Source organism: Cupriavidus sp. KK10, from assembly GCF_018223725.1.
Lineage (GTDB): Bacteria > Pseudomonadota > Gammaproteobacteria > Burkholderiales > Burkholderiaceae > Cupriavidus > Cupriavidus necator.
In genome coordinates this window covers 5,597,496-5,617,755 of the sequence record NZ_CP073677.1, presented here as the reverse complement: position 1 = coordinate 5,617,755, position 20,260 = coordinate 5,597,496, and the positions used below count along the sequence as shown (strand labels likewise).

At 65.9% G+C, this 20,260-nt stretch carries 18 protein-coding genes, 1 tRNA gene and 1 riboswitch; of the genes, 11 read left to right on the top strand and 8 right to left on the bottom strand.

Annotated features, from left to right (window positions below; translation table 11 throughout):
• Nucleotides 1–27: 27 nt before the first annotated feature.
• The 8 genes from KB879_RS26155 to glyA form a co-directional block, all read right to left on the bottom strand.
• Nucleotides 28–570, bottom strand: coding sequence for a GspH/FimT family pseudopilin (locus KB879_RS26155; RefSeq protein WP_249221191.1), 543 nt, complete (start codon nt 568–570; stop codon nt 28–30).
• Nucleotides 561–1,016: a type IV pilin protein gene (locus KB879_RS26150; RefSeq protein ID WP_211980070.1), complete on the bottom strand. Its 456-nt coding sequence runs from the start codon at nt 1,014–1,016 to the stop codon at nt 561–563. The genes KB879_RS26155 and KB879_RS26150 overlap by 10 nt, the downstream gene beginning before the upstream one ends.
• Complete coding sequence (locus KB879_RS26145) at nt 1,013–4,852, bottom strand: pilus assembly protein (protein ID WP_211980069.1); 3,840 nt, start codon at nt 4,850–4,852, stop codon at nt 1,013–1,015. The genes KB879_RS26150 and KB879_RS26145 overlap by 4 nt, the downstream gene beginning before the upstream one ends.
• Before the next feature lie 35 nt (nt 4,853–4,887).
• Nucleotides 4,888–5,496, bottom strand: coding sequence for a PilX N-terminal domain-containing pilus assembly protein (locus KB879_RS26140; protein WP_211982302.1), 609 nt, complete (start codon nt 5,494–5,496; stop codon nt 4,888–4,890).
• A complete protein-coding gene (locus tag KB879_RS26135) occupies nt 5,493–6,527 on the bottom strand; it encodes a PilW family protein (RefSeq protein ID WP_211980068.1) in 1,035 nt (344 codons plus the stop codon). The genes KB879_RS26140 and KB879_RS26135 overlap by 4 nt, the downstream gene beginning before the upstream one ends.
• Before the next feature lies 1 nt (nt 6,528).
• Nucleotides 6,529–7,158, bottom strand: coding sequence for a type IV pilus modification protein PilV (gene pilV / locus KB879_RS26130; RefSeq protein ID WP_013957631.1), 630 nt, complete (start codon nt 7,156–7,158; stop codon nt 6,529–6,531).
• Nucleotides 7,159–7,290: 132 nt separating this feature from the next.
• The gene (gene nrdR / locus KB879_RS26125) at nt 7,291–7,758 is read right to left on the bottom strand and encodes a transcriptional regulator NrdR (protein WP_010813743.1); all 468 of its coding nucleotides are present in this window, start codon (nt 7,756–7,758) and stop codon (nt 7,291–7,293) included.
• Nucleotides 7,759–7,913: 155 nt separating this feature from the next.
• Nucleotides 7,914–9,161, bottom strand: coding sequence for a serine hydroxymethyltransferase (glyA, locus tag KB879_RS26120; RefSeq protein ID WP_013957630.1), 1,248 nt, complete (start codon nt 9,159–9,161; stop codon nt 7,914–7,916).
• Nucleotides 9,162–9,288: 127 nt separating this feature from the next.
• Nucleotides 9,289–9,434, bottom strand: a riboswitch (ZMP/ZTP riboswitch).
• A 155-nt stretch (nt 9,435–9,589) separates the two neighbouring features.
• Here glyA and ybgC point away from each other — a divergent pair.
• From ybgC to KB879_RS26065, 11 genes are all read left to right on the top strand, one after another.
• A complete protein-coding gene (gene ybgC, locus KB879_RS26115) occupies nt 9,590–9,994 on the top strand; it encodes a tol-pal system-associated acyl-CoA thioesterase (protein WP_010813741.1) in 405 nt (134 codons plus the stop codon).
• Nucleotides 9,991–10,674: a protein TolQ gene (gene tolQ / locus KB879_RS26110; protein WP_035821070.1), complete on the top strand. Its 684-nt coding sequence runs from the start codon at nt 9,991–9,993 to the stop codon at nt 10,672–10,674. Before ybgC ends, tolQ begins: the two co-directional genes overlap by 4 nt.
• Nucleotides 10,675–10,745: 71 nt before the next feature.
• Entirely contained in the window at nt 10,746–11,189 is a 444-nt protein-coding gene (gene tolR, locus KB879_RS26105; RefSeq protein WP_078197462.1) for a protein TolR, read from the top strand.
• Between the two features lie 36 nt (nt 11,190–11,225).
• Nucleotides 11,226–12,266 carry a cell envelope integrity protein TolA gene (tolA, locus tag KB879_RS26100; protein ID WP_211980067.1) on the top strand — a complete coding sequence of 347 codons (1,041 nt, stop codon included), beginning with the start codon at nt 11,226–11,228 and terminating at the stop codon, nt 12,264–12,266.
• 205 nt (nt 12,267–12,471) lie between these two features.
• Entirely contained in the window at nt 12,472–13,845 is a 1,374-nt protein-coding gene (tolB, locus tag KB879_RS26095; RefSeq protein ID WP_013957626.1) for a Tol-Pal system beta propeller repeat protein TolB, read from the top strand.
• A gap of 15 nt (nt 13,846–13,860) precedes the next feature.
• Nucleotides 13,861–14,367, top strand: a complete 507-nt coding sequence (pal, locus tag KB879_RS26090; RefSeq protein WP_013957625.1) for a peptidoglycan-associated lipoprotein Pal — start codon at nt 13,861–13,863, stop codon at nt 14,365–14,367.
• A gap of 17 nt (nt 14,368–14,384) precedes the next feature.
• Nucleotides 14,385–15,143, top strand: coding sequence for a tol-pal system protein YbgF (gene ybgF / locus KB879_RS26085; protein WP_153953697.1), 759 nt, complete (start codon nt 14,385–14,387; stop codon nt 15,141–15,143).
• A gap of 127 nt (nt 15,144–15,270) precedes the next feature.
• On the top strand, nt 15,271–15,954 hold the full coding sequence (gene queC, locus KB879_RS26080; RefSeq protein WP_013957623.1) for a 7-cyano-7-deazaguanine synthase QueC: 684 nt from the start codon (nt 15,271–15,273) through the stop codon (nt 15,952–15,954).
• Nucleotides 15,955–15,981: 27 nt separating this feature from the next.
• Nucleotides 15,982–17,097, top strand: coding sequence for a YeeE/YedE family protein (locus KB879_RS26075; protein ID WP_013957622.1), 1,116 nt, complete (start codon nt 15,982–15,984; stop codon nt 17,095–17,097).
• Nucleotides 17,098–17,153: 56 nt separating this feature from the next.
• Nucleotides 17,154–17,229 (top strand) — tRNA-Lys (locus KB879_RS26070).
• A 117-nt stretch (nt 17,230–17,346) separates the two neighbouring features.
• Nucleotides 17,347–20,247 (top strand): EAL domain-containing protein, encoded by a 2,901-nt coding sequence (locus KB879_RS26065; RefSeq protein ID WP_211980066.1) that lies wholly within the window; start codon nt 17,347–17,349, stop codon nt 20,245–20,247.
• Nucleotides 20,248–20,260: the final 13 nt, after the last annotated feature.

Below are 20,260 nucleotides of genomic sequence, written 5' to 3'. Positions count from 1 at the left end.
CTGGGAACAGCTACCAAGCAGCCTCGCTTACTGACACACCGAGGTTTGTGTCGGCACGGGCGCGCATACGCGGACCCTGCCCAACTGGCTGATATCGATGAGTTTCTGGTTGCCGGTGCCCAGTCCCATCAGCACCTGGGCAGACTGCATCGCATCCGCCAGCGTGCGTGTATAGCCTACGGGCGAATAGGAGAGGACCGCCGACTGCGGCGTGCTGGAGAACGCCACAGTCAATCCCTGGGCGGAGGGGACATGCTGAACCAGCGCGGTTTGGCCAGTGCAGTCCGCGTTTCGATTGGGGTTCAGGCAGACAGTCCAGCCGTTGTGCCAGTCATTGCTGACGGGCGCCACGGTGACCCAGCTATTGCGCGATAGCGCACTGGCCCGTGCCAGGGAAAGCGACGAAGCCAGCGCGTCTGCTTCAGTGGCAAGCGTGTTGCGCTGAATGAACGAAGTGTAGGCGGGTGCCGCCATGCCGGCGAGGATGGCCAGCACGACCAGTGTGACCAGCAGTTCGATCAGCGTGAACCCGGTCTGAGGTTGGGGGGATTGATCGCGCATCACCAGCATCCCTGGGGCTGGTTCGCGAAGGCGGTGACATTGTTGATCAGCACGCCACGCTCGCCGGTGCTGCGTAGCAGCAGCGTGCCGCACCGGCTGTCGGCGATGATGGGCGTGGCGCTGACCTGCACGCATTCGTTGAATGCCAGGCCCGTGCACGCGCCGGATGCGATCGTGTAGTTGCCGCTTTCCGAGGTTTGCGGGAAGCCGCGCCAGGCGCGCGTGCTGTCGGCGGGGTCGACGTAGGAGTTGGCCTGTGCGTAACGACGCTCCAGTGCCTGCATGGCCGTCATCAGTGCGGCCTTGGCTTCGGTGCGGCGCCCGCGGGCAACATGTTCAGCGTAGTTGGGATATGCAATGCCGGCGAGAATGCCAAGGATGGCGATGGCAATCAGCATCTCCATCAGCGTGAAGCCGCTGGCGTGGTGACGCCAGTGACGGTGGCAGCGCCTCATTTTGCGGCTCCGAAATTGCGAATCTCGCGCCAGCCAAGGCGCCCGGTGGTGGGATGCCCCCCGTCGGTGGCCGTCTTGCCGGACACAAGCGGCCTGCTGGACAACGACGCGCCTGCGCTGCGGCCGCCACCCGATGCGCCGAACGAAAACACGTCGATGAACTTCAGCGTAGTGATCTGGCCGACAGCATTGCGTTGCGGATCCACCGTGGTCCTGGTCTGGATCAGCACCGGCGCACCCAGGATGCCGAAGGTGGAGGGATCGCCGGTCGATGTCCCCGTGGCGGGCATGCCGGTCAGCGCATTGATCTGGTAGCGGCCGCTGTTGCTGGAGGCACCGCAAAGGTCATCACCGGTCATCAGCGAGTTGAACCAGATCTTTCCGTAAGCCGGTACGAGCGCGGTGACCTGGCGTTCTCCGTTGCCCGGGAAATCAAAGTACCACCCCGCCTTCTGTCCCGTCTTTGAGCCGAGGCTATAGCTGTGCGACGAATATTCGTAAGCGCCCTTGCTGTTGCGGGTCAAGGTGACCGGGTTCAGCATGCTGCGGTCTGCAATCGACTGGGAGCCTCCGGCATCGTAGATGCCGTACATGGCGTTCCGGGTCAGCGTGCCGGTGGTGATGGTGTCGGCAGGCTCCAGGTACTTCCCGGTGCCGAACACCACCATATAGCCTCCGGGCGCGTAGACCCATTTGGGCTGGACCGTGATCGGCTGCGGTTTTCCGCTGGCATCGCGGGCCTGGAACAGCGGCCGGCCGTAGTTGCCGCCGCCGTAGTAGGGTAGTGCCCCGGCAGCGTTCCAGGTGGATGGGCCGCCATTCAGGATGAACTTCCAGAGGCGGCCCTGGAGGTCGCCGGCGTAGGCGGCGACGGTCTGCCCGTCGGTCAGCCGCACCAGCGCCGGCGAGCTCAGCCCGTTGGCAATGCTGGCGGTGGCGTCCGCTGCCATCGAGATCTTCCAGTAATTGACGCCCAGTTGCCACGGCGTCCCGGCCGGCTTGTCCAGTGCCACGATGAACAGCACCGAAGGCGCAGCCGGATTGCTCGCAACATCCGCATCGTTGGCATTCAGGCCGTTGCCCGTCATGGCAAACCACTTGTACACAGGCTTGTTGTCGGAGTCCTTGCCGGCAAACAGCTTGACGATCTGGGGCGGCGACATGACGTTGCCCATGTCGGCATCATCCTTGTCCGTGAACTCCCACAATACATTGCCGGTTCCGACGCTGGCAGGATCGCTGACATTCAGCGCAAAGAGGCCTTGCGCGCCGCCACCCATGCCAGAGACCAGCACGGTCTGCCAGGCGTTGCCCACCCTGGCTTCCGCCACGGCAGGCGTGGCGTCCACGTACGGCCGATGGATATAGCTCGGCGAGGTCAGCTGGGCCAGGTTGGCGAACACTGCGTTTGGCACGTAGGCAAACAGTTCAGAGCCATTGGCGGCACTGAAGGCGTGGAGCATGCCATCGTTGGCGCCGATAAATACGGCGGCAGTACGCCGGCTGTGGGCCTTGTAGAACGTGGTGTAGTCGCTTTCCGCGATGGTCCCGGACGGGGCCGCCATATAGACGGGGCCCGAATTGACGATGTCGCCCAGCAGTGAGTCGCGCAAGCGCATGGTCCCCGTGCTGCCGGTGGCTTGTTCCTGGCTGCGCTCGCCACGCAGGTAGCTGAGCCGGCTCTGGGCTACGGTGTCAGTCTCTGTCGGCACGATCTTCAGTGCGGCCTTCTGCGCGGCGTTGAGAGATTTCCATTCGAAGGTGGCGCCCGCACCCGCGCCAGTTCCTGCATTGTCGACCGTGCCCGACGGGACCCAGGTCAGCAGATTGCGGGCAGCGGTGCGCGCAGTCAGCACCTTGCCGGCCTCCCAGGTTTCGGTGTTGGAGATCTGAACGCCGGTGTTGGGATCATTGGTCACCGCCAGTGCCGACAGGCGCCCGTTCCAGCGCTGGTCGAATCCGGGGGTGAACAGGAGGGTGTCGCTCGCGACCTGGGAAGAGGTCAGTGCCACGCCAGACAATGTGCCGGCCGCATTGACGATTTGCGCGAAGACCTTCTTGATGGAAGCAATCATGGCGGCCGGCTGCCCGGCCAAGAACCAGTTGGCGGGGACATTCGATCCGCCCGACGATTCCCATTCGGCATTGCTGGTGACGGTGGTGCCGCTGGCCCCCTTGGTGCGGAACGGATTGCCATCACCGTTCTGGTCGTCAAAGCCGCCGTACTTTGCCGCCAGGTACATCTGGCTGCGGCGCTGTTCATCGCCCACGCTGCCGTTCCCGTTCTCATTGACGTCGATGCTGAACGTGGTGACGCGCAATTCCGGCATATCCGGGCGGAAGCCGTAGGTATGGGCCCAATACGCGACGCCGGCCATATAGTAGGTGCCGTGGCCGCTGGAGCCGGTGTCGGCGCCAGCCAGGTTGGCGAGCGAGGCGTCGGGGCGGCTGTTGCCGGATGTTCCCGAACTCTCAAGATCGGCCACCGCCTGCGTCCAGGTCATGACATCGAAGCTGTACTTGCTGAATTTCGACATCGCGTCTGCCGGCCTTGCCGGGTCGTTGGCAGAGACCGGCTTGCCACCGGAGAGGTAGGTCGTCCTGCCGTTGCCAGGGATGTATCGGTCCCAGTGCGTGTTGATATCGGCAATGGCAAGGACGTAGTTCTTCTGGCAACTGGCAAGGATGGGGTCTGTCCATTGCGTGTAGACCGGAAATCCATCCTTGTACGCGCTGGCGTTGTCGATGGCTTCGGGCGTTGGTTGTCGGCCTTGCAGGTAGCGGATGCTCTCGTAGTAGAGTTCGCCGACGGGATCCAATGACTTGTAGGCGCCGGAACGCCCGAACTGATTCAGGTAATTGATGACACCGCTGATGTTCTCTGACGCGCTCTCGGGGTTCTGGATGAATACGCCGTCGTCATCCCATTCCCGGCGCAGGTTGCTGGCTTGATTGAAATTGCTGTCGACAGTGTTTGGCCCCACATACTTCAGGGGCGCGCGCAAGACACCGCCATAACGGGTATTGGCACTGTCGTTCAGATAGCCAAACGCGCCAAAGCGGACCTTGTCGGCGTTGCGCTGCATTTCACCAGCCGGCTTGTACCCGGTGCGATACAGCTTGCAGAGATCGGTGCGGGACTTGGCTTCGCTTGCATCGCAGACTTGCACCCGTACCAGGTAGGTGCCCTGGTTCTTGTACTTGCCGGGGCTCGCGCAGCTGGCGCCGGATTCGGTGCTGTCCCCGAAGAACACCTTGTTGCCGCATGAAGTGATGTAAAGGGTCCGGCTGGTGAAAGGCGTGACCGAGGACGCCTTGTCGTAAGTCTTGCGGGGGAAGTAGGAGCTGCTGTTGAAAAAACTGTCCTGCAGCACGGCACGTTGCAGGATGGTCTGCGTGGCGGTGTCAACCACGCGGTCGCCCCCGGTCAGCGCGTATCGCAGCATATCGATGGCCGAGGCCGTGGCCCAGTTCATGAAGTTGCCGCTGAACTGGCCCGCGCATGTGTGATCGGCCGTGTTGGCATCGCCAGCAACAAAATAGCCGTTGCTGTCGCCCCCGCTGTAGTTGTAGCACTTGAGCGGATTGAAGTAGCCGATGTATTCGGTGGCCGGTGAATACGTGCCGGAGCGATAGGCTGCCCCAACCGTGGGGAATTCTACCGAGAGCGTCAGCAGCAGGTTGGGGTGGATATTCTGATTGCGGCCGTACAGCGGTGCCTGCGCGATCTTGACGGTCGCGAGGCTGCTCTGTTCTGTCGCGGCAAGCAACGCGCCGGCGGGCAGGCTGAGAAGCGCAGCCATGGCCGCGAACAGGAATTGCCGGATGCGGCTCATTTGCCGTGCTCCGCGACAGTCATGGGCGTTGCCATTCATTCCCCCTTTCGATAGTACGACTGCAACATGACCCGGGACGCCGGGTTTGCGCCAAAGCCGACGGCCGTGACGCGGAAGATGTATGCGCCCTCGCTCGCGCCTGGCGACATGTCGTTGATCGGCTCGATGATGTAGCGCGGCAGCGCGGCAGGCAGCAGCCCGCCGGTCGCGGTCGGGAACCTGCGGCCGGTGAAGGTGCCATAGGCGGTGGTGCGTGCGTTGGCGCCAGTCTGGCTGAAGTCAACGGTGAGCCAGTTCGGCGTACCGTCGAGCACCGGGTCGCACAGTCCCTGGAAGGGTGAGGCGCCTGTCACGCCCGTATTGCAGCCCGCCACGAACGGCAGGACATTCATCGTGGTGCCGGAGAAGATGGCCGACCGGCTGGTTGGCGCGGCGACACCCTGGATGTCGATTTCTGCATCCAGCAAGGCTGCCTCGGCCGCTTGCTGAGCCAGGTCCCGGTCGCGCTGGTTCGATGCCATGCGCTTGCTGCCAATGGCCAGCCGGGCGCCGGCGATGGCGATGACGCTGATGATCAGCAGCATCACCAGGGCGGTGATCAGCGCGATGCCACGCGGGTTGGGTTGCGCGGTGCGGGCGTTCATGTCGGCGAGCACGTGGTGCAGGTGGCCATGTTCCGGAGCTGTACTGTGACGGTGTACAGTCGTCGCATCCGCTGCAGTTGCGTGGCTGGTGTGAAGGACGTGTCGTTGCCCGGCGAGCCCGGGAACAGGCGCCCAAACAGGCGGAAGGTTGGCGGATCCTGGGGCGATGCGCTGGCGGTATCGCCCATCAGCACCATGGCAATCTTGATGGCGACGACGTTCTGCCAGGTGGTGGGCAGGGCCAGCACCTCGGTGGCTGACAGGAAGCGGTCCGGGGTCTGGTCGAAATTCGTATCCACGCCGTAGAGCACCTGGAAGACTTCGACGCCTGAGATCAGCGAAACAGCCTGGTACGCCGTGCCGGCCGTGAGGATTTCCTTGTTGGCGGTGTCCCGTGGACGATAGCCACACATCAGCTGAGGCATGCCGCTGGCATCGTTGCTGACATAGAAGACCGCCATGCCGCGCGCGAGGTCTGCGTCTTCCCAGGCCTGCGGCTCGGCGACGCCGTTGCCGGAGCAGTCGATCATGCTGTTGTCCGGAACGGTGCGGTCCTGCTGCGTGCCCGAACCGAAGAAGCGGACCTGCAGCACATCGCTCTTGTTCACGGCGCCCGCCTGGACAGGACACGCGAGGTTCTGCGCCGGATTGCCGAGGTCTTGCGTGGGGGCGCTGCAGTTGTCGAGGCCGCTGATGGTCGGCGACAGGCTCGTGGTCGTGAGCATGACGCCTCCAGGGCTGGGCGCGGGTGGCCCGCTGGCGCCGGGCGAGGCCGCGGCGCTGTTGCCCGCATAATTGCTCCAGGCGGCCTGGCGCACGATCCGCACCACGGTATCCACCGCAAAGCGGCCTTTCTCATCCAGCGCCGTGGTGTCGTCGATGCTGTTGTAGTTGGCTCGCCCGGTCAGGTAGAGCGCCGCGGCAGCCATGATCAGGAGCAGGCTCAGCGTCATCGCTACCATCAGCTCCACCAGCGACAGCCCCAGCTGACGATGCCGGCCGGGGTTGAGATAGGTCCTGGCGTTCCGCATGTCAGTTCACCGTACCCTGCGTGGCCACGATGACCACCTGGGGGCGCGTGCCCATGTCGGACATGTCGACCCGTGCCGCGACGGTTTTGGCGGCAAGCCGCGAGATCCAGCCGATCTTGATGACAATCGGTGCGTCGTCCGGGCGGCCAGTGGCCGATGGCGTGCATCCCCATGAGAAGCCGGTGGTCTGGTCGTACGCAACCATGTCCCGGCAAATCACGGCGCGTCCGCCAGGCAGGCCTGTGCTGACACGCTCCCAGAACTCGGCGACATCGAAATCCGCCAGTTGCTGCGCGCACCCGGCCGCCGTGCCCGAGCAGGCGATCGCGTACGGGCTGTTTGCTGCCGTGAGCGCGGGTGGCTGCCCGGTGGCGGTGTCGATGAAGTAGCGGTTCGGGGTGATGGCTTCCGCCGCCGCGCCGGTTTGCGAGACGGCAGGATTGGCACGCATGCGCTCGGCCATCTCGGTGGCCAGCTGCATGGCAGTGGTGTCGTAGGAAGCTTGTTGCGTGAAGCGGGATGAATTCAGCAGCAGGCTGGCGACGCCGAGCACGCCAACCGCCAGAACGACAATTGCCACCAATGCTTCGAGCATGGCAAAGCCGGCTGCCCCGCGGCAGCGTTGACCCATTCTGACCCCCGTCAAAAGACGTCCGACTTCGTTAACTTCTTTTTTTTGGTCTGCAATCCGGGCCCTTTTAATATGCGACAGCGGGCCTTGCGGAAATGCAACGGGGATTAAACAACGATTTTGTTACTTTTACTACCCCTTCCGGGGGGTGGACGCCGCAAATTCATCCAGCACGTCGCGGAATTCCGACACGTCCTCAAAGCTCCGGTACACCGAAGCAAAGCGGATATACGCAATCTTGTCGAGCTTGCGCAATTCGCGCATCACCAGCTCGCCGACCTGGCTGCTGGGGATTTCCTTTTCGCCCAGGGCCAGCAGTTTTTCTTCGATGCGGGTGATGGCTTCGTCGATGGCTTCGGCGGAGACCGGGCGCTTGCGCAGCGCCAGGCGCATGGAATCCTTCAGCTTGGCGCGGGTGTAGTCCACGCGCGAGCCGTTTTTCTTGACGATGGCGGGGAAGAACAGCTCGATCCGCTCATAGGTGGTGAAGCGGCGGTCGCAGGCTTCGCAGCGGCGGCGCCGGCGCACGGCATCGCCGTCTTCCGACATGCGCGTGTCGAGTACCTGGGTATTGGAATGACCGCAAAAGGGGCATTTCATGCCGGACCACCTTCAGTTGAACCCCGTCGCCTTGTCCGTGTTGTCGTTCTGCGGTGGCGGGGCGGGTTGGCGAGGCCCGCAAGCCGGTGCCCCGGGGCGCCGGCTTGCGGAGCTGCCGGCCGCTCATGCGAACCCGCATGGGCGGCCTCGATGCATCAGCCGTAGACCGGGAAACGCTTGGTCAGGGCTGCCGCCTGCTCGCGCACGCTGGCGATGTTGGCGGCGTCGTGCGGGTTGTCCAGCACATCGGCGATCAGGTTGCCGACGATGCGGGCTTCTTCTTCCTTGAAGCCGCGCGTGGTCATGGCCGGCGAGCCCAGGCGGATGCCCGAGGTCACGAACGGCTTTTCCGGATCGTTGGGGATGGCGTTCTTGTTGACGGTGATATGCGCCTCGCCCAGGATGCGCTCGGCTTCCTTGCCGGTGATGTTCTTGGCGCGCAGGTCGACCAGCATCACGTGGCTTTCGGTACGGCCCGAGACAATGCGCAGGCCGCGCGCGATCAGGGTCTCGGCCAGCACGGCGGCGTTCTTCACCACTTGCTGCTGGTAGGCCTTGAACTCAGGCGTCAGCGCTTCCTTGAACGCGACCGCCTTGCCGGCGATCACGTGCATCAGCGGGCCGCCCTGGATGCCGGGGAAGATCGCCGAGTTGATGGCCTTCTCGTGCTCGGCCTTCATCAGGATCACGCCGCCGCGCGGGCCGCGCAGGCTCTTGTGCGTGGTGGTGGTGACGAAGTCGGCGTGCGGCACCGGGTTCGGGTAGACGCCCGCGGCGATCAGGCCGGCGTAGTGGGCCATGTCGACCATGAAGTAGGCGCCGATCGACTTGGCCACCTTGCTGATGCGCTCGAAGTCGATGCGCAGCGCGAAGGCCGAGGCGCCGGCGATGATCAGCTTGGGCTTCTTCTCTTGCGCCAGCTTTTCCAGCGCATCGTAGTCGATGTCTTCCTGGGCGTTCAGGCCGTAGCTGACCACGTTGAACCACTTGCCGCTCATGTTCAGGGCCATGCCGTGGGTCAGGTGGCCGCCTTCGGCCAGGCTCATGCCCATGATGGTGTCGCCCGGCTTGAGCACGGCGAAGTACACACCCTGGTTGGCCTGCGAGCCCGAGTTGGGCTGCACGTTGGCGGCTTCGGCGCCGAACAGCTGCTTGACGCGGTCAATGGCCAGCTGCTCGACCACGTCGACGTACTCGCAACCGCCGTAGTAGCGCTTGCCGGGATAGCCCTCCGCGTACTTGTTGGTCAGCTGCGAACCCTGGGCGGCCATCACGGCCGGCGAGGTGTAGTTCTCGGAGGCGATCAGCTCGATGTGGTCTTCCTGGCGCTGGTTTTCCTGCTGGATGGCGGCAAAGACCTCGGGGTCGATCTGGTCGATCGTAAAACGGCTGCGTTCGAACATGGCGAAACTCGTCTGAAAAATAGGGAATCCGATTCACGCATCGGGGGTAGGGCGCGCGGGGAAGGCTAGCGGCGACCAGCACCGGCGGCACGTTGTAACCGTCGGTGCAGGGCGCACCCTGCTTCCCATTCGCTGCCCAGGCGAGCGGCAGGCGCAAGCAACTTCACGCCTAGGCGTGCTGAACGTTACGCGAACGCGCAATGAACGTCACGCCAGAGAACTTGCGCTTCCTCGTGGTAGTGCCCACTGACTTCGCCAGTCGCGCAAGATGGAATGGTTGCGCGCAGTGTAGCGCGAGGCGGGCGCCCGCCGCAAGCCGTCGGCCCCGCCAGGCAAGGACTGGCAAGGGCTGGCCAGCAACTTGCTGTTGCAAAGTCGTCATGCGGGTTTACACGAAACCGCTATCGCTCTCCGTTACAATCGCGGCCATGACAAACTTTGTCTGGACCCTGCGGGTGTACTGGGAAGACACCGACGCGGGTGGCGTAGTGTTCTACGCCAACTACCTGAAGTTCTTCGAGCGCGCCCGCACCGAGTGGCTGCGTGCGCTCGGCATCGAGCAGCAGTCGCTCGCCGACGAGGCGGGCGTGGTCTTTATCGTCCGCAGTACGGCGGTGGACTACAATGCGCCCGCCCGGCTGGATGACCAGCTCGAGATCCGCACGCGCATCGACCGGGTCGGCCCGGCGTCGGTCCAGTTCACCCAGGAAGCCTGGCGTGGCGAGCTGATGCTGGCATCTGGCGCGATCCGCGTTGGGTGTGTCGATCGAAGCACTTTCCGTCCCGCCCCGATTCCCGACCCCGTTCTAGCTACCATCAAGTCCGCACGATGAATCCCGTGACCGTCACGCAAGACATGTCGATCGTAACGCTGGTGCTCCACGCCAGCCTGCTGGCACAGGCCGTCATGGTGCTGTTGCTCGTCATGTCCCTGTTTTCGTGGACCTATATCTTCCGCAAGCACCTGGCGCTGCGCTCGGCGCGCACCCAGACCGAGGGGTTCGAACGCGACTTCTGGGCCGGCGGCGACCTGCAGGCGCTATATAACAGCGCCGTCAACAACCGCCACAACACCGGCGCGCTGGAGCGGATCTTTGAATCCGGCATGGGCGAGTTCCTGAAGGCGCGCGAGCGCGGCAACGAAGCCGGCGCGCTGCTCGATGCGGCCCGGCGCGCGATGCGCGCGGCCTACCAGCGCGAGATGGATGTGCTGGAATCGCATCTGCCGTTCCTGGCGTCGGTGGGTTCGGTGAGCCCGTATATCGGCCTGTTCGGCACGGTATGGGGGATCATGAACGCATTCCGCGGCCTGTCGAATGTGCAGCAGGCGACGCTCGCATCGGTGGCCCCCGGTATTGCCGAGGCGCTGGTGGCGACCGCGATCGGCCTGTTCGCGGCGATTCCGGCGGTGATCGCCTACAACCGCTATGCCACGGAGATCGACCGCCTGGCGATCCGGTTCGAGAGCTTCATGGAAGAGTTCCTGAACATCCTGCAACGGCAGGCACGCTAACTGCACACGTATCGAATCTAATCCAGACGGTCCGGGCGCAAGCCCGGGCCGGCGTTTCCAGGAGTCCTGCAATGGCAGCCATTCAGCGCCGCGGCGGCTCGCGCCGCCGGGCCAGCGCCGAGATCAATGTCGTGCCGTATATCGACGTCATGCTCGTGCTGCTGGTCATCTTCATGGTGGCGGCGCCGATCGTGAGCCCCGCCACCGTCGACCTGCCCACCGTAGCCAACGCCACGCCGCAGCAGAAGGCGCCGCCGATCGTGGTCACCGTGCACGAGAGCGGCCAGCTCACCGCGCGCGGCAAGGACAACGCCGGCAATGCCTTCGAGCGCAAGCTCGACAAGCAGGGCCTGCTCGACTTTGTGCACCAGCGCCAGAACGAGAATCCCGACCAGCCGGTGGTGATTGCCGCCGACCGCTCGGTCAAGTACGAGGCGGTGCTGGACGTGATGTCGATCCTGAAAGCCGATGGCATCAAGCGCGTCGGCCTGATGGTCAAGTCCAAGACCTCCTGACGCATTGAAGCGCCTATCTGATTGCCGTTGCGCCTGATGAAGACCGTCGCCGCCTATCCCTACCAGCCGGTCAAGGAGCGGGGAACCCTGCGTTCCTTCCTGTTCGCGCTCTTCATGCACATGCTGCTGGCTGTCGTGCTGTACTACGGCGTGCGCTTGCAGAGCAGCACCCCGGTCGGCGCCGAGGCCGAGCTGTGGGAAGAGATTCCGGCCGCCACCGCGCCCCCGCCGCCGCCGCCGGCGCCGGTGGTGCAGCCGCGCCCGGCCCCGCCGCTGCCCGAGGTGAAGAGCAAGGTCGAGGACGACGCCGACATCGCGCTGGAACGCCAGAAGCGCCGTGCCGAGGCGGCAGCGCGCGAAGAGGCCGAGCGCAAGCAGGCGGCCGCGCGCAAGGAAGCCGAGCGCAAAGAGGCGGAACGCAAGGAAGCCGAGCGCAGGGAAGTGGAACAGCGCGAGGCCGAGCGCAAGGAAGCCCAGCGCAAGGACGACGCGAAGAAGAAGGCAGCGCAGCAGCAGGAACAGCAGCGCAAGGAGCAGGCCGAGCGCAAGGAAGCAGAACGCAAGGAAGCAGAACGCAAGGAAGCGGACGCCAAGGCCAAGGCCCAGGCGGACGCCAAGGCCAAGGCTGACGCCGAGAACAAGGCCAAGGCCAAGGCGGATGCCGACGCCAAGGCCAAGCGCGAGGCTGCGGCCAGTGCCCAGCGCAAGAGCGAGCTGGCGCGCCTGCAGGCGCTGGCCGGCGGCTCCGGCGCGGGCGGTGGCGGCGTGGGCAGCACGGCCGGCGCGGGTGCCGGCGGCGGTGGCAAGGCTTCGCCCGGCTATCCCGACCGCGTACGCCGCCGCGTGAAACCGAACATCGTCTTCACCGACGACGTAGACGGCAACCCGACTGCGGTGGTGTCCGTGCGGCTGGCGCCGGACGGCTCGCTGATGTCGGCGCGGCTGGCCAAGTCCAGCGGCAACTCGGCGTGGGACAACGCCGTGCTGCGCGCGGTCGAGCGTTCCGACCCGCTGCCGCGTGACGAGGACGGCAAGGCGCCGGCCAGCTTCACCATCACCTTCCGGCCGAAGGACTGAGTGGCCCGTAACGCATGATTTGCAACATAATGCAACCTTCATCGCCGGGTTTCAGTCCCATCGCTACCATGGCAGGTTGCCTGACGCGGCCGGCAGTGTGCAGCACGCACGCAGATCGGGCATGCGCCATGCGCAGCGCCCGACCTGCCCGTTTTGCCGATTGCCTGCCGTGCCCGACGAATCTTGTAATCGACTGAGGAGCAGCATGCGAAAGCTTTGGGCCCCCAACTGGCTGTCCGCGAGGCGGCACAACGCAACCCAACCCGAATCCCAACGCGCCATCGGCCCGGCCCCCCTGGCCGGCCGCCGCGCGCTGATGGCCTGGCTGGCCGCGGCGATGACGATGGCAGCCGGCGCCGCGCACGCGCAACTCAACGTTGAGATCTCCGGGGTCGGTTCCAGCCAGATTCCGGTTGCGACCGCCAACTTCCAGGGCGAGGCCCAGGCCCCGCAGAACCTGACCGCGATCATCCGCGCCGACCTGACGCGCAGCGGGCGCCTGCGCAATGTCGATCCGGGCGGCGCCACGGTGGCGGAATCCGCCAATGTCGACCTGGGCAGCTGGAAGTCGCGCGGCGCCGATGCCTTCGTCGCCGGCAGCGTGACCCCGGCCGCCGGCGGCAAGTATGAGGTCCGCTTCCGCCTGTACGACACCGTCAAGGGCCAGAGCCTGGGCGGGCTGGCCTTTACCGTCAACCAGTCCCAGCTGCGCGTGACCGCGCACAAAATCGCCGACTACATCTATGAAAAGCTGCTGGGCGAGCGCGGCGTGTTTGCCACGCGCCTGTCCTACGTGTCGAAGGTGGGCGGCCGCTACCAGCTGCTGATTTCCGACTCGGACGGCCAGAACGCGCAGGTGGCGCTGACCAGCAACGAGCCGATCATCTCGCCGTCGTGGTCGCCGGACGGCGCGCGCGTGGCCTATGTCTCGTTCGAGGCCAAGAAGCCGGTGGTGTATGTGCACGACCTGGCCAGCGGCAAGCGCACGCTGGTGTCGAACCAGAAGGGCAACAACAGCGCGCCGTCGTGGTCGCCTGACGGCCAGCACCTGGCACTGGCGCTGTCGCGCGACGGCAATACCCAGGTCTACCAGGTCAATGCCGACGGCTCCGGCGTCCGCCGCCTGTCCCGCAGCAGTGCCATCGACACCGAGCCGCAGTACTCGCCCGACGGCAAGAGCATCTACTTCACCAGCGACCGCGGCGGTGCGCCGCAGGTTTACCGCATGCCCGCTTCTGGCGAGGAAGGTGGCGGTGCGCAACGTGTCACCTTCAAGGGCAGCTACAACGTGAGCCCGCGTATTTCGCCGGACGGCAAGTACCTGGCGTACATCTCGCGCACGGGCGGCTTCAAGCTGCAGCTGCAGGACCTGAGCAACGGCGACGTGACGTCGCTGACCGATACGGCCAACGACGAAGCGCCCAGCTTTGCCGCCAACGGCAAGTACATCCTCTATGCCACCCGAGTGGGCGGTCGCGCGGTGCTGGCGGCGGTTTCCACTGACGGGCGTACCCGGCAGGTTCTGTCCCTCCAGTCCGGCGATGTTCGCGAGCCGTCCTGGGGTCCTTTCATGCAATAACAGGAGTCATTCACCATGCCCCAACTGATGAGCAAAACCCTTGCCGTTGCCGCACTGCTGGCCCTTGGCGCCTGCAGCTCCGGCGTCAAGCTGGACGACACCGCCAAAGCCGGCGCCGGCGCGGGCACCGGTGCCGATGCGCGCGCCGTGACCCCGGTGACGGCCGCCGATCCGCTGAACGATCCGAACAGCCCGCTGGCCAAGCGCAGCGTGTACTTCGACTTCGACAGCTACAGCGTCAAGTCTGACTACCAGGGCATGCTGGGCGAGCACGCCAAGTACCTGGGCTCGAACAAAGGCCGCAAGATCCTGATCCAGGGCAACACCGACGAACGCGGCACCAGCGAGTACAACCTGGCGCTGGGCCAGAAGCGTGCCGAAGCCGTGCGCCGCTCGCTGGCCTCGATGGGTGTGCCCGACACCCAAATGGAAGCCGTGAGCCTGGGCAAGGAAAAGCCCAAGGCCGCCGGCCATGATGAAGCCTCGTGGGCCGAAAACCGCCGCGCGGACATCAACTACTGATCTGCGGATAGCCATCCATGAAAGCACGCGTTTCCACCTTGTTGTGGCTCGCCGCCGTCGCCGGCGGCGGCATGCTGCCGCTGTCGCAGGCGCATGCCGGAGTGTTCGACGATGACGAGGCGCGCAAGGCGGTCATCACCCTGCGCGACCAGTTCAACGGTTTCCAGGCGACCGCGACGCAGCGCATCGAGCAGAACAGCCGCACCACGATCGACATGCAGAACCAGCTCGAGGGCCTGCGCCAGGAAGTGGCCCGGCTGCGCGGCCAGAACGAAGTGCTGCAGAACACGGTGGACGCGCTGCAGAAGCAGCAGAAGGACTACTACGCCGACCTGGACGCGCGCCTGAAGAAATTCGAGCCGCAGCAGGTCACGGTCGAAGGCCGCGAAGGCCTGTCGCAGCCTGGCGAAAAGCCCGAATACGATGCCGCGCTCAAGCAGTTCCAGGCGGGCGACTTCAAGAGCGCCGGGAGTTCGTTCTCGGCGTTCGTCAAGAAGTACCCGCAGAGCCCGTACGCGCCGCTGGCACAATACTGGCTCGGCAACTCGCTGTATGCGCAGCGCGACTACAAGGGCTCCACCTCGGTGCTGCAGAACATGATCAACGCCAACCCGACGCATCCCAAGGTGCCGGACGCGATGATCGCGGTTGCCAACAACCAGCTCGAGTCCGGCCAGAAGGCGGCCGCGCGCAAGACGCTGGAGCAGGTGGTGGCCAAGTATCCTGGCACCGAAGGCGCGCAGGCGGCCAGCAACCGGCTGAAGACGTTGAAGTAACTCCGGAAGCGGCCGGCACGCCCGGTCCTGTCTGCAAGGCCCGCTTCGGCGGGCCTTTTTCTTGGGTCGCGCTAAAATACGCGATTCGCCTGAATCTTTTGCGCGCCCAGACGGCGCGCTCCCGATCATGACCCAACGCGCCATCGTCCTGCTGTCCGGCGGACTCGACTCCGCCACCGTACTCGCCATGGCCCGCGCCCAGGGCTTCGAGACCTATGCGCTGTCGATGCGCTATGGCCAGCGCCACTCCTCTGAACTGGAAGCCGCCAAGCGCGTGGCGGCCGCGCTGGGCGCCACCCGCCACGAGATCATCGACCTGGACCTGCGCCGCTTCGGCGGCTCGGCGCTGACCGACGACACGCTCGCGGTGCCGACCGACGGCGCTTCCGGTGGCATCCCGGTCACCTACGTGCCGGCGCGCAACACCATCATGCTGTCGCTGGCGCTCGGCTGGGCCGAGGCCGTCGGCGGGCGCGACCTGTTCTTCGGCGCCAATGCGGTCGACTACTCCGGTTACCCGGACTGCCGCCCGGAATACGTCGCGGCCTATGAAACGCTGGCCAACCTCGCCACCAAGGCCGGGGTCGAGGGCGACCGCTTCCGCGTGCATGCGCCCATCATCGACATGACCAAGGGCGAGATCATCCGCGCCGGCATCGCGCTGGGGGTGGACTACAGCCTGACGGTGTCGTGCTACCAGGCCGACGACGACGGCCGCGCCTGTGGCGTGTGCGATTCGTGCCGCATCCGCCGGGCCGGCTTTGAAGCCGCCGGTGTGCCCGATCCGACCCGCTACCAGGCCGCTGCCTGATCTCAAGCCGCCGTTCACGCCCCCGACATGCCTGAAATCGACCTCGCCGCGCTCTCGCGCACCGTGCTGCTGAGCACGTTCGTCCTGACCTTCCTGTTTGGCGCCGTGCTGCAGCGCACGCACTTCTGCACCATGGGCGCGGTCTCTGACATCGTCAACATGGGTGACTGGAGCCGCATGCGCATGTGGGTGCTGGCGATCGGCGTGGCCATGATCGGCACCGGCGTGCTGGCCTGGACCGGCGCGATCGACCCCACCAAGACCATCTACACCGCCAGCAAGCTGGGCTGGCTGTCGGCGCTGGCCGGCGGGCTGATGTTCGGCTTCGGCATGGTGCTGGCGTCGGGCTGCGGCAGCAAGACGCTGGTGCGCATCGGCGCCGGCAACCTGAAGTCGCTGGTGGTCTTTGTCTTCCTGGGCCTGTCGGCCTACATGACGCTGCGCGGGCTGTTCGGCGTGGTGCGCGTGAATACCGTCGACGCGGTGGCGCTGACGCTGCCCACCACGCAAGACCTGCCGTCCGTGCTGGCGCAGGGCACGGGGCTCGCGCGCGGCGCGCTGCAGCTGGGCCTGGGCCTGGCGCTGGGCGGCGTGCTGGTGCTGTGGGCGCTGGCCGGCCGCGGCTTCCGCTCGTTCGATAACCTGCTTGGCGGCATCGGCGTCGGGCTGATCATCGTGGCGATGTGGTATGTGTCGGGCCACCTCGGCTACGTGGCCGAAGACCCCAACACGCTTGAAGAACTGTTCGTCTCGACCAACAGCGGCCGCATGGAAAGCCTGAGCTTCGTCGCACCCTATGCCTACACGCTCGACTGGCTGATGATGTTCAGCGACAAGAGCAAGGTGGCGACGGTCGGCATCGTCAGCGTGTTCGGCGTGATCGCCGGCGCGGCGGCCTATGCCCTGGCCACGCGCACGTTCCGCTGGGAAGGCTTCGGCAATGCCGAGGACGTCGCCAACCATATGGTCGGTGGCATCCTGATGGGTGCGGGCGGCGTGACCGCGCTGGGCTGCACGGTCGGGCAGGGGCTGTCGGGCGTGTCGACCCTGGCGCTTGGCTCGTTTATCGCGCTGGCGGGTATCCTGGCCGGCGCGGTGCTGGCATTCCGCTACCAGATATGGCGTCTGGAGCGCATGGCCTGAGGCGCATGCTTGACACATCGAGAACTGCATCCCTATAATCGCGGTTCTGTTTTTTCGGGTCGTTAGCTCAGTCGGTAGAGCAGCGGACTTTTAATCCGTTGGTCGCGTGTTCGAGTCACGCACGACCCACCAGTATTACGAAGGGCCTGTGGCGCAAGTCACAGGCCCTTTTTGCGTCTGGCATGCCCCGACAGTGGGGGGTGCTTTAACTAGTTCGAGGTAGAGACTTGGATCTGCCTGCGCAGCACAATGGGTCAGCCGCGGCGTGTTGACCGCGGTCCATCAGGACGGCCGCGAGACACGGCCCACCAACAAGACCCTATGCGGCAAGCAGGCGTTTCCTTGCCGGCCAGCGGGCACGTGCTGCGCATCATCTGGCCGTTCGTACCGGTGGTCGTTGCGCTGGCGTTGTTCAGCATCGCCAGCCTGGACCTGTTGTCGGCTGCACGCGCCTTTGTCGCGGGCGAGAGCCAGTGGTCCAAGGGCCAGAAGAACGCCGTGCTGCACCTGCTGCGCTACGGCGAGGATCGCGATCCGGCGGATTTCGAGGCATATCTGGAGTCGATCGCGATCCCGCTGGGCGACCACCACGCGCGCCTGGAGCTCGACCGCGACGAGCCTGACCTGGGGCGCATCCATGAAGGGCTCCTTGCCGGCGGCAACCATCCCGAAGACATTCCGCGGATGGTGCGGCTCTACCGGAATTTCCGCCATATCCAGGAGGTCGATGCCGCGATCCGCGTGTGGGCCGCGGGCGACATCGAGATCGCTGCCCTACACGAACAGGCACTGACCCTGCGCCGGCTGATCCGCCAGCCCGGCTGCAGGGACGATTGCGTGGCGCCGGTGCTGCGCAACATAGCGCAGATCGACGCCAGGCTGACGCCGCTGGAGCAGGCCTTTTCGGGCCATCTGGGCCAGGCCTCGCGCCGCGTGACGCGGCTGCTGACCACCGGCAGCGCGGTGATGGCGGCGGCGCTGCTGATGTCGGCGATCCTGCTGTCGGTGGCGCCGCTGCGGCGCGAGCGCCGGCTGCGCGAGGCGCTGGCGCAGCGCGAAGAGCAGTTGCAGCTGGCGGTGGAGGGCAGCAACGACGGGTTATGGGACTGGCATCTTGGCCGTGGCGAGCTGTACTTCTCGCCGCGCTGCGCGCAGATGCTCGGTTACCACGACGACGAGCTGCCGCATGCGCGCGAAACCGTGCTGGGCCTGCTGCATCCTTCCGACTTGGCCGCCTTCGAGGCCAAGCTGGCCCACCATCTGCGCAGCGGCGAGCCCTACGACGCCGAATTCCGCCTGCGCAACCGCGCCGGCGATTACCTGTGGGTGCGCGCCCGCGGCCGGCTGGTGCGCGGGGCGGGGCGCCGGCGCGCGCGCATGGCGGGGTCGCTCACGAATATTTCCGACCACAAGCGCTACGAGACCCAGCTCTTTGCCGAGAAGGAGCGCGCCCAGGTCACGCTGCAGGCCATCGGCGACGCGGTGGTGACGGCCGATGTGTGGGGGCGCGTGGAATCGCTCAACCCCGCGGCCGAGGCCCTGACCGGCTGGCGCGAAGCCGACGCCCGCGGCCTGCCGCTGAGCAACGTCTGCGTGCTGCGCGACGAGGACAGCCTGGCGCCGCTGCCCGATATTGTCACGCTGGCGCTGCGCCAGCGCTGGCGCAGCCGGTCGGCGCAGCTGGTGCGGCGCGATGTGTCCGGGCTGCCCGGACAGGCGCTGGCGGTCAAGCCATCGGTGGCGCTGATCCGCGACCGTGCCGCGCAGGCCATCGGCGTGGTGGTGGTGCTGCACGATATCAGCCAGGAACGCGCCCATGCGGCGCGCCTGGCGTACGAGGCCAGCCACGATGCGCTGACCGGCCTGGTCAACCGCGCCGAGTTCGAGCGCCGGCTGGGCGCGGCGATCACGCGGTCACGCGAACAGGGCACCACCCATACGCTGATGTACCTGGACCTGGACCAGTTCAAGGTGGTCAACGACACCTGCGGGCATGCCGCCGGCGACGAGCTGATCCGGCAGATGGCGGAGGTCATGCGCAGCCAGCTGTGCCGCAGCGACACGCTGGCGCGGCTGGGCGGCGACGAGTTCGGCGTGCTGCTGGAGCATTGCGGCACCGGCGATGGCGAACGCGTGGCCGAGGCCTTGCGCCACGCCATTGCATGTTTCCGCTTTGCGCATCACCAGCGCACCTTCACGCTGGGCGTCAGCATCGGCCTGGTCACGCTGGACCGACAGACCGTCAACGTCGCCGAGGCGCTGAGCGCGGCCGACGCGGCCTGCTACGTGGCCAAGGAGGGCGGGCGCAACCGCGTGCAGGTCTACCATCCGCTGGACAGCGTGGTGCAGGCGCGCCACGGCGAGATGGAGTGGGTCAGCCGCGTGCATGCGGCGCTGGGGGCCGGCCGCTTCTGCCTGTACTCGCAGGAGATCGTGCCGGCGCACGATGGCGCGTTGCCGCAGACGGGCCGCCATGTGGAACTGCTGCTGCGCATGGTCGATGAACGTGGCCGGCTAGTGCCGCCGATGGCCTTCGTGCCGGCCTGCGAGCGCTACAACCTGATGCCGATGATTGACCGCTGGGTGGTCGAGACTGCGTTTGCCACCCTGGCGGGGCGGCAGGCGGAGATTGCCACCTGCGCGATCAACCTGTCAGGCTCGTCGCTGGCGGACATCCAGTTTCCCGATTTCGTGCGCGAGCAGGCGCAGCGCTTCGGCATCGCGCTGGACGGCATCTGCTTCGAGATCACGGAAACCGCGGCGATCTCCAACCTGGCGCAGGCCGGCGCGTTCATCCTGCAGCTGCAGCAGCTGGGCTGCAAGTTTGCGCTGGATGACTTCGGCGCGGGCATGTCGTCGTTCACCTACCTCAAGCACCTGCCGGCGGCCTACCTGAAGATCGACGGCAGCTTCGTGCGCGACATGCTGGCCGACCCGGTCAACCTGGTGATGGTGGAGGTGATCCAGCGCATCGGCCACGCCATGGGCAAGCAGACCATTGCGGAATTCGTTGAGAGCGAGGCCATGCTCGAACGGCTGCGCGAGCTGGGCGTGGACCTGGTGCAGGGCTATCACATTGCGGCGCCGGTGCCGTTTGCCCCGGCGGATGCCGAGGCCGGCGACCGGCCGGCGCTGGCGCTGGCGGGCTGAGCGGCCAGGCCCG

What these genes read in the sequence shown, in the direction of transcription:
- KB879_RS26155 (WP_249221191.1), bottom strand. Translation starts at nt 570, where the DNA reads ATGCTGGTGATGCGCGATCAATCCCCCCAACCTCAGACCGGGTTCACG.
- KB879_RS26150 (WP_211980070.1), bottom strand. Translation starts at nt 1,016, where the DNA reads ATGAGGCGCTGCCACCGTCACTGGCGTCACCACGCCAGCGGCTTCACG.
- ybgC (WP_010813741.1), top strand. Translation starts at nt 9,590, where the DNA reads ATGACAAACTTTGTCTGGACCCTGCGGGTGTACTGGGAAGACACCGAC.
- tolQ (WP_035821070.1), top strand. Translation starts at nt 9,991, where the DNA reads ATGAATCCCGTGACCGTCACGCAAGACATGTCGATCGTAACGCTGGTG.
- KB879_RS26135 (WP_211980068.1), bottom strand. Translation starts at nt 6,527, where the DNA reads ATGCGGAACGCCAGGACCTATCTCAACCCCGGCCGGCATCGTCAGCTG.
- tolR (WP_078197462.1), top strand. Translation starts at nt 10,746, where the DNA reads ATGGCAGCCATTCAGCGCCGCGGCGGCTCGCGCCGCCGGGCCAGCGCC.
- queC (WP_013957623.1), top strand. Translation starts at nt 15,271, where the DNA reads ATGACCCAACGCGCCATCGTCCTGCTGTCCGGCGGACTCGACTCCGCC.
- ybgF (WP_153953697.1), top strand. Translation starts at nt 14,385, where the DNA reads ATGAAAGCACGCGTTTCCACCTTGTTGTGGCTCGCCGCCGTCGCCGGC.
- pilV (WP_013957631.1), bottom strand. Translation starts at nt 7,158, where the DNA reads ATGGGTCAACGCTGCCGCGGGGCAGCCGGCTTTGCCATGCTCGAAGCA.
- nrdR (WP_010813743.1), bottom strand. Translation starts at nt 7,758, where the DNA reads ATGAAATGCCCCTTTTGCGGTCATTCCAATACCCAGGTACTCGACACG.
- KB879_RS26140 (WP_211982302.1), bottom strand. Translation starts at nt 5,496, where the DNA reads ATGAACGCCCGCACCGCGCAACCCAACCCGCGTGGCATCGCGCTGATC.
- KB879_RS26065 (WP_211980066.1), top strand. Translation starts at nt 17,347, where the DNA reads ATGGGTCAGCCGCGGCGTGTTGACCGCGGTCCATCAGGACGGCCGCGA.
- glyA (WP_013957630.1), bottom strand. Translation starts at nt 9,161, where the DNA reads ATGTTCGAACGCAGCCGTTTTACGATCGACCAGATCGACCCCGAGGTC.
- pal (WP_013957625.1), top strand. Translation starts at nt 13,861, where the DNA reads ATGCCCCAACTGATGAGCAAAACCCTTGCCGTTGCCGCACTGCTGGCC.
- tolB (WP_013957626.1), top strand. Translation starts at nt 12,472, where the DNA reads ATGCGAAAGCTTTGGGCCCCCAACTGGCTGTCCGCGAGGCGGCACAAC.
- tolA (WP_211980067.1), top strand. Translation starts at nt 11,226, where the DNA reads ATGAAGACCGTCGCCGCCTATCCCTACCAGCCGGTCAAGGAGCGGGGA.
- KB879_RS26145 (WP_211980069.1), bottom strand. Translation starts at nt 4,852, where the DNA reads ATGAGCCGCATCCGGCAATTCCTGTTCGCGGCCATGGCTGCGCTTCTC.
- KB879_RS26075 (WP_013957622.1), top strand. Translation starts at nt 15,982, where the DNA reads ATGCCTGAAATCGACCTCGCCGCGCTCTCGCGCACCGTGCTGCTGAGC.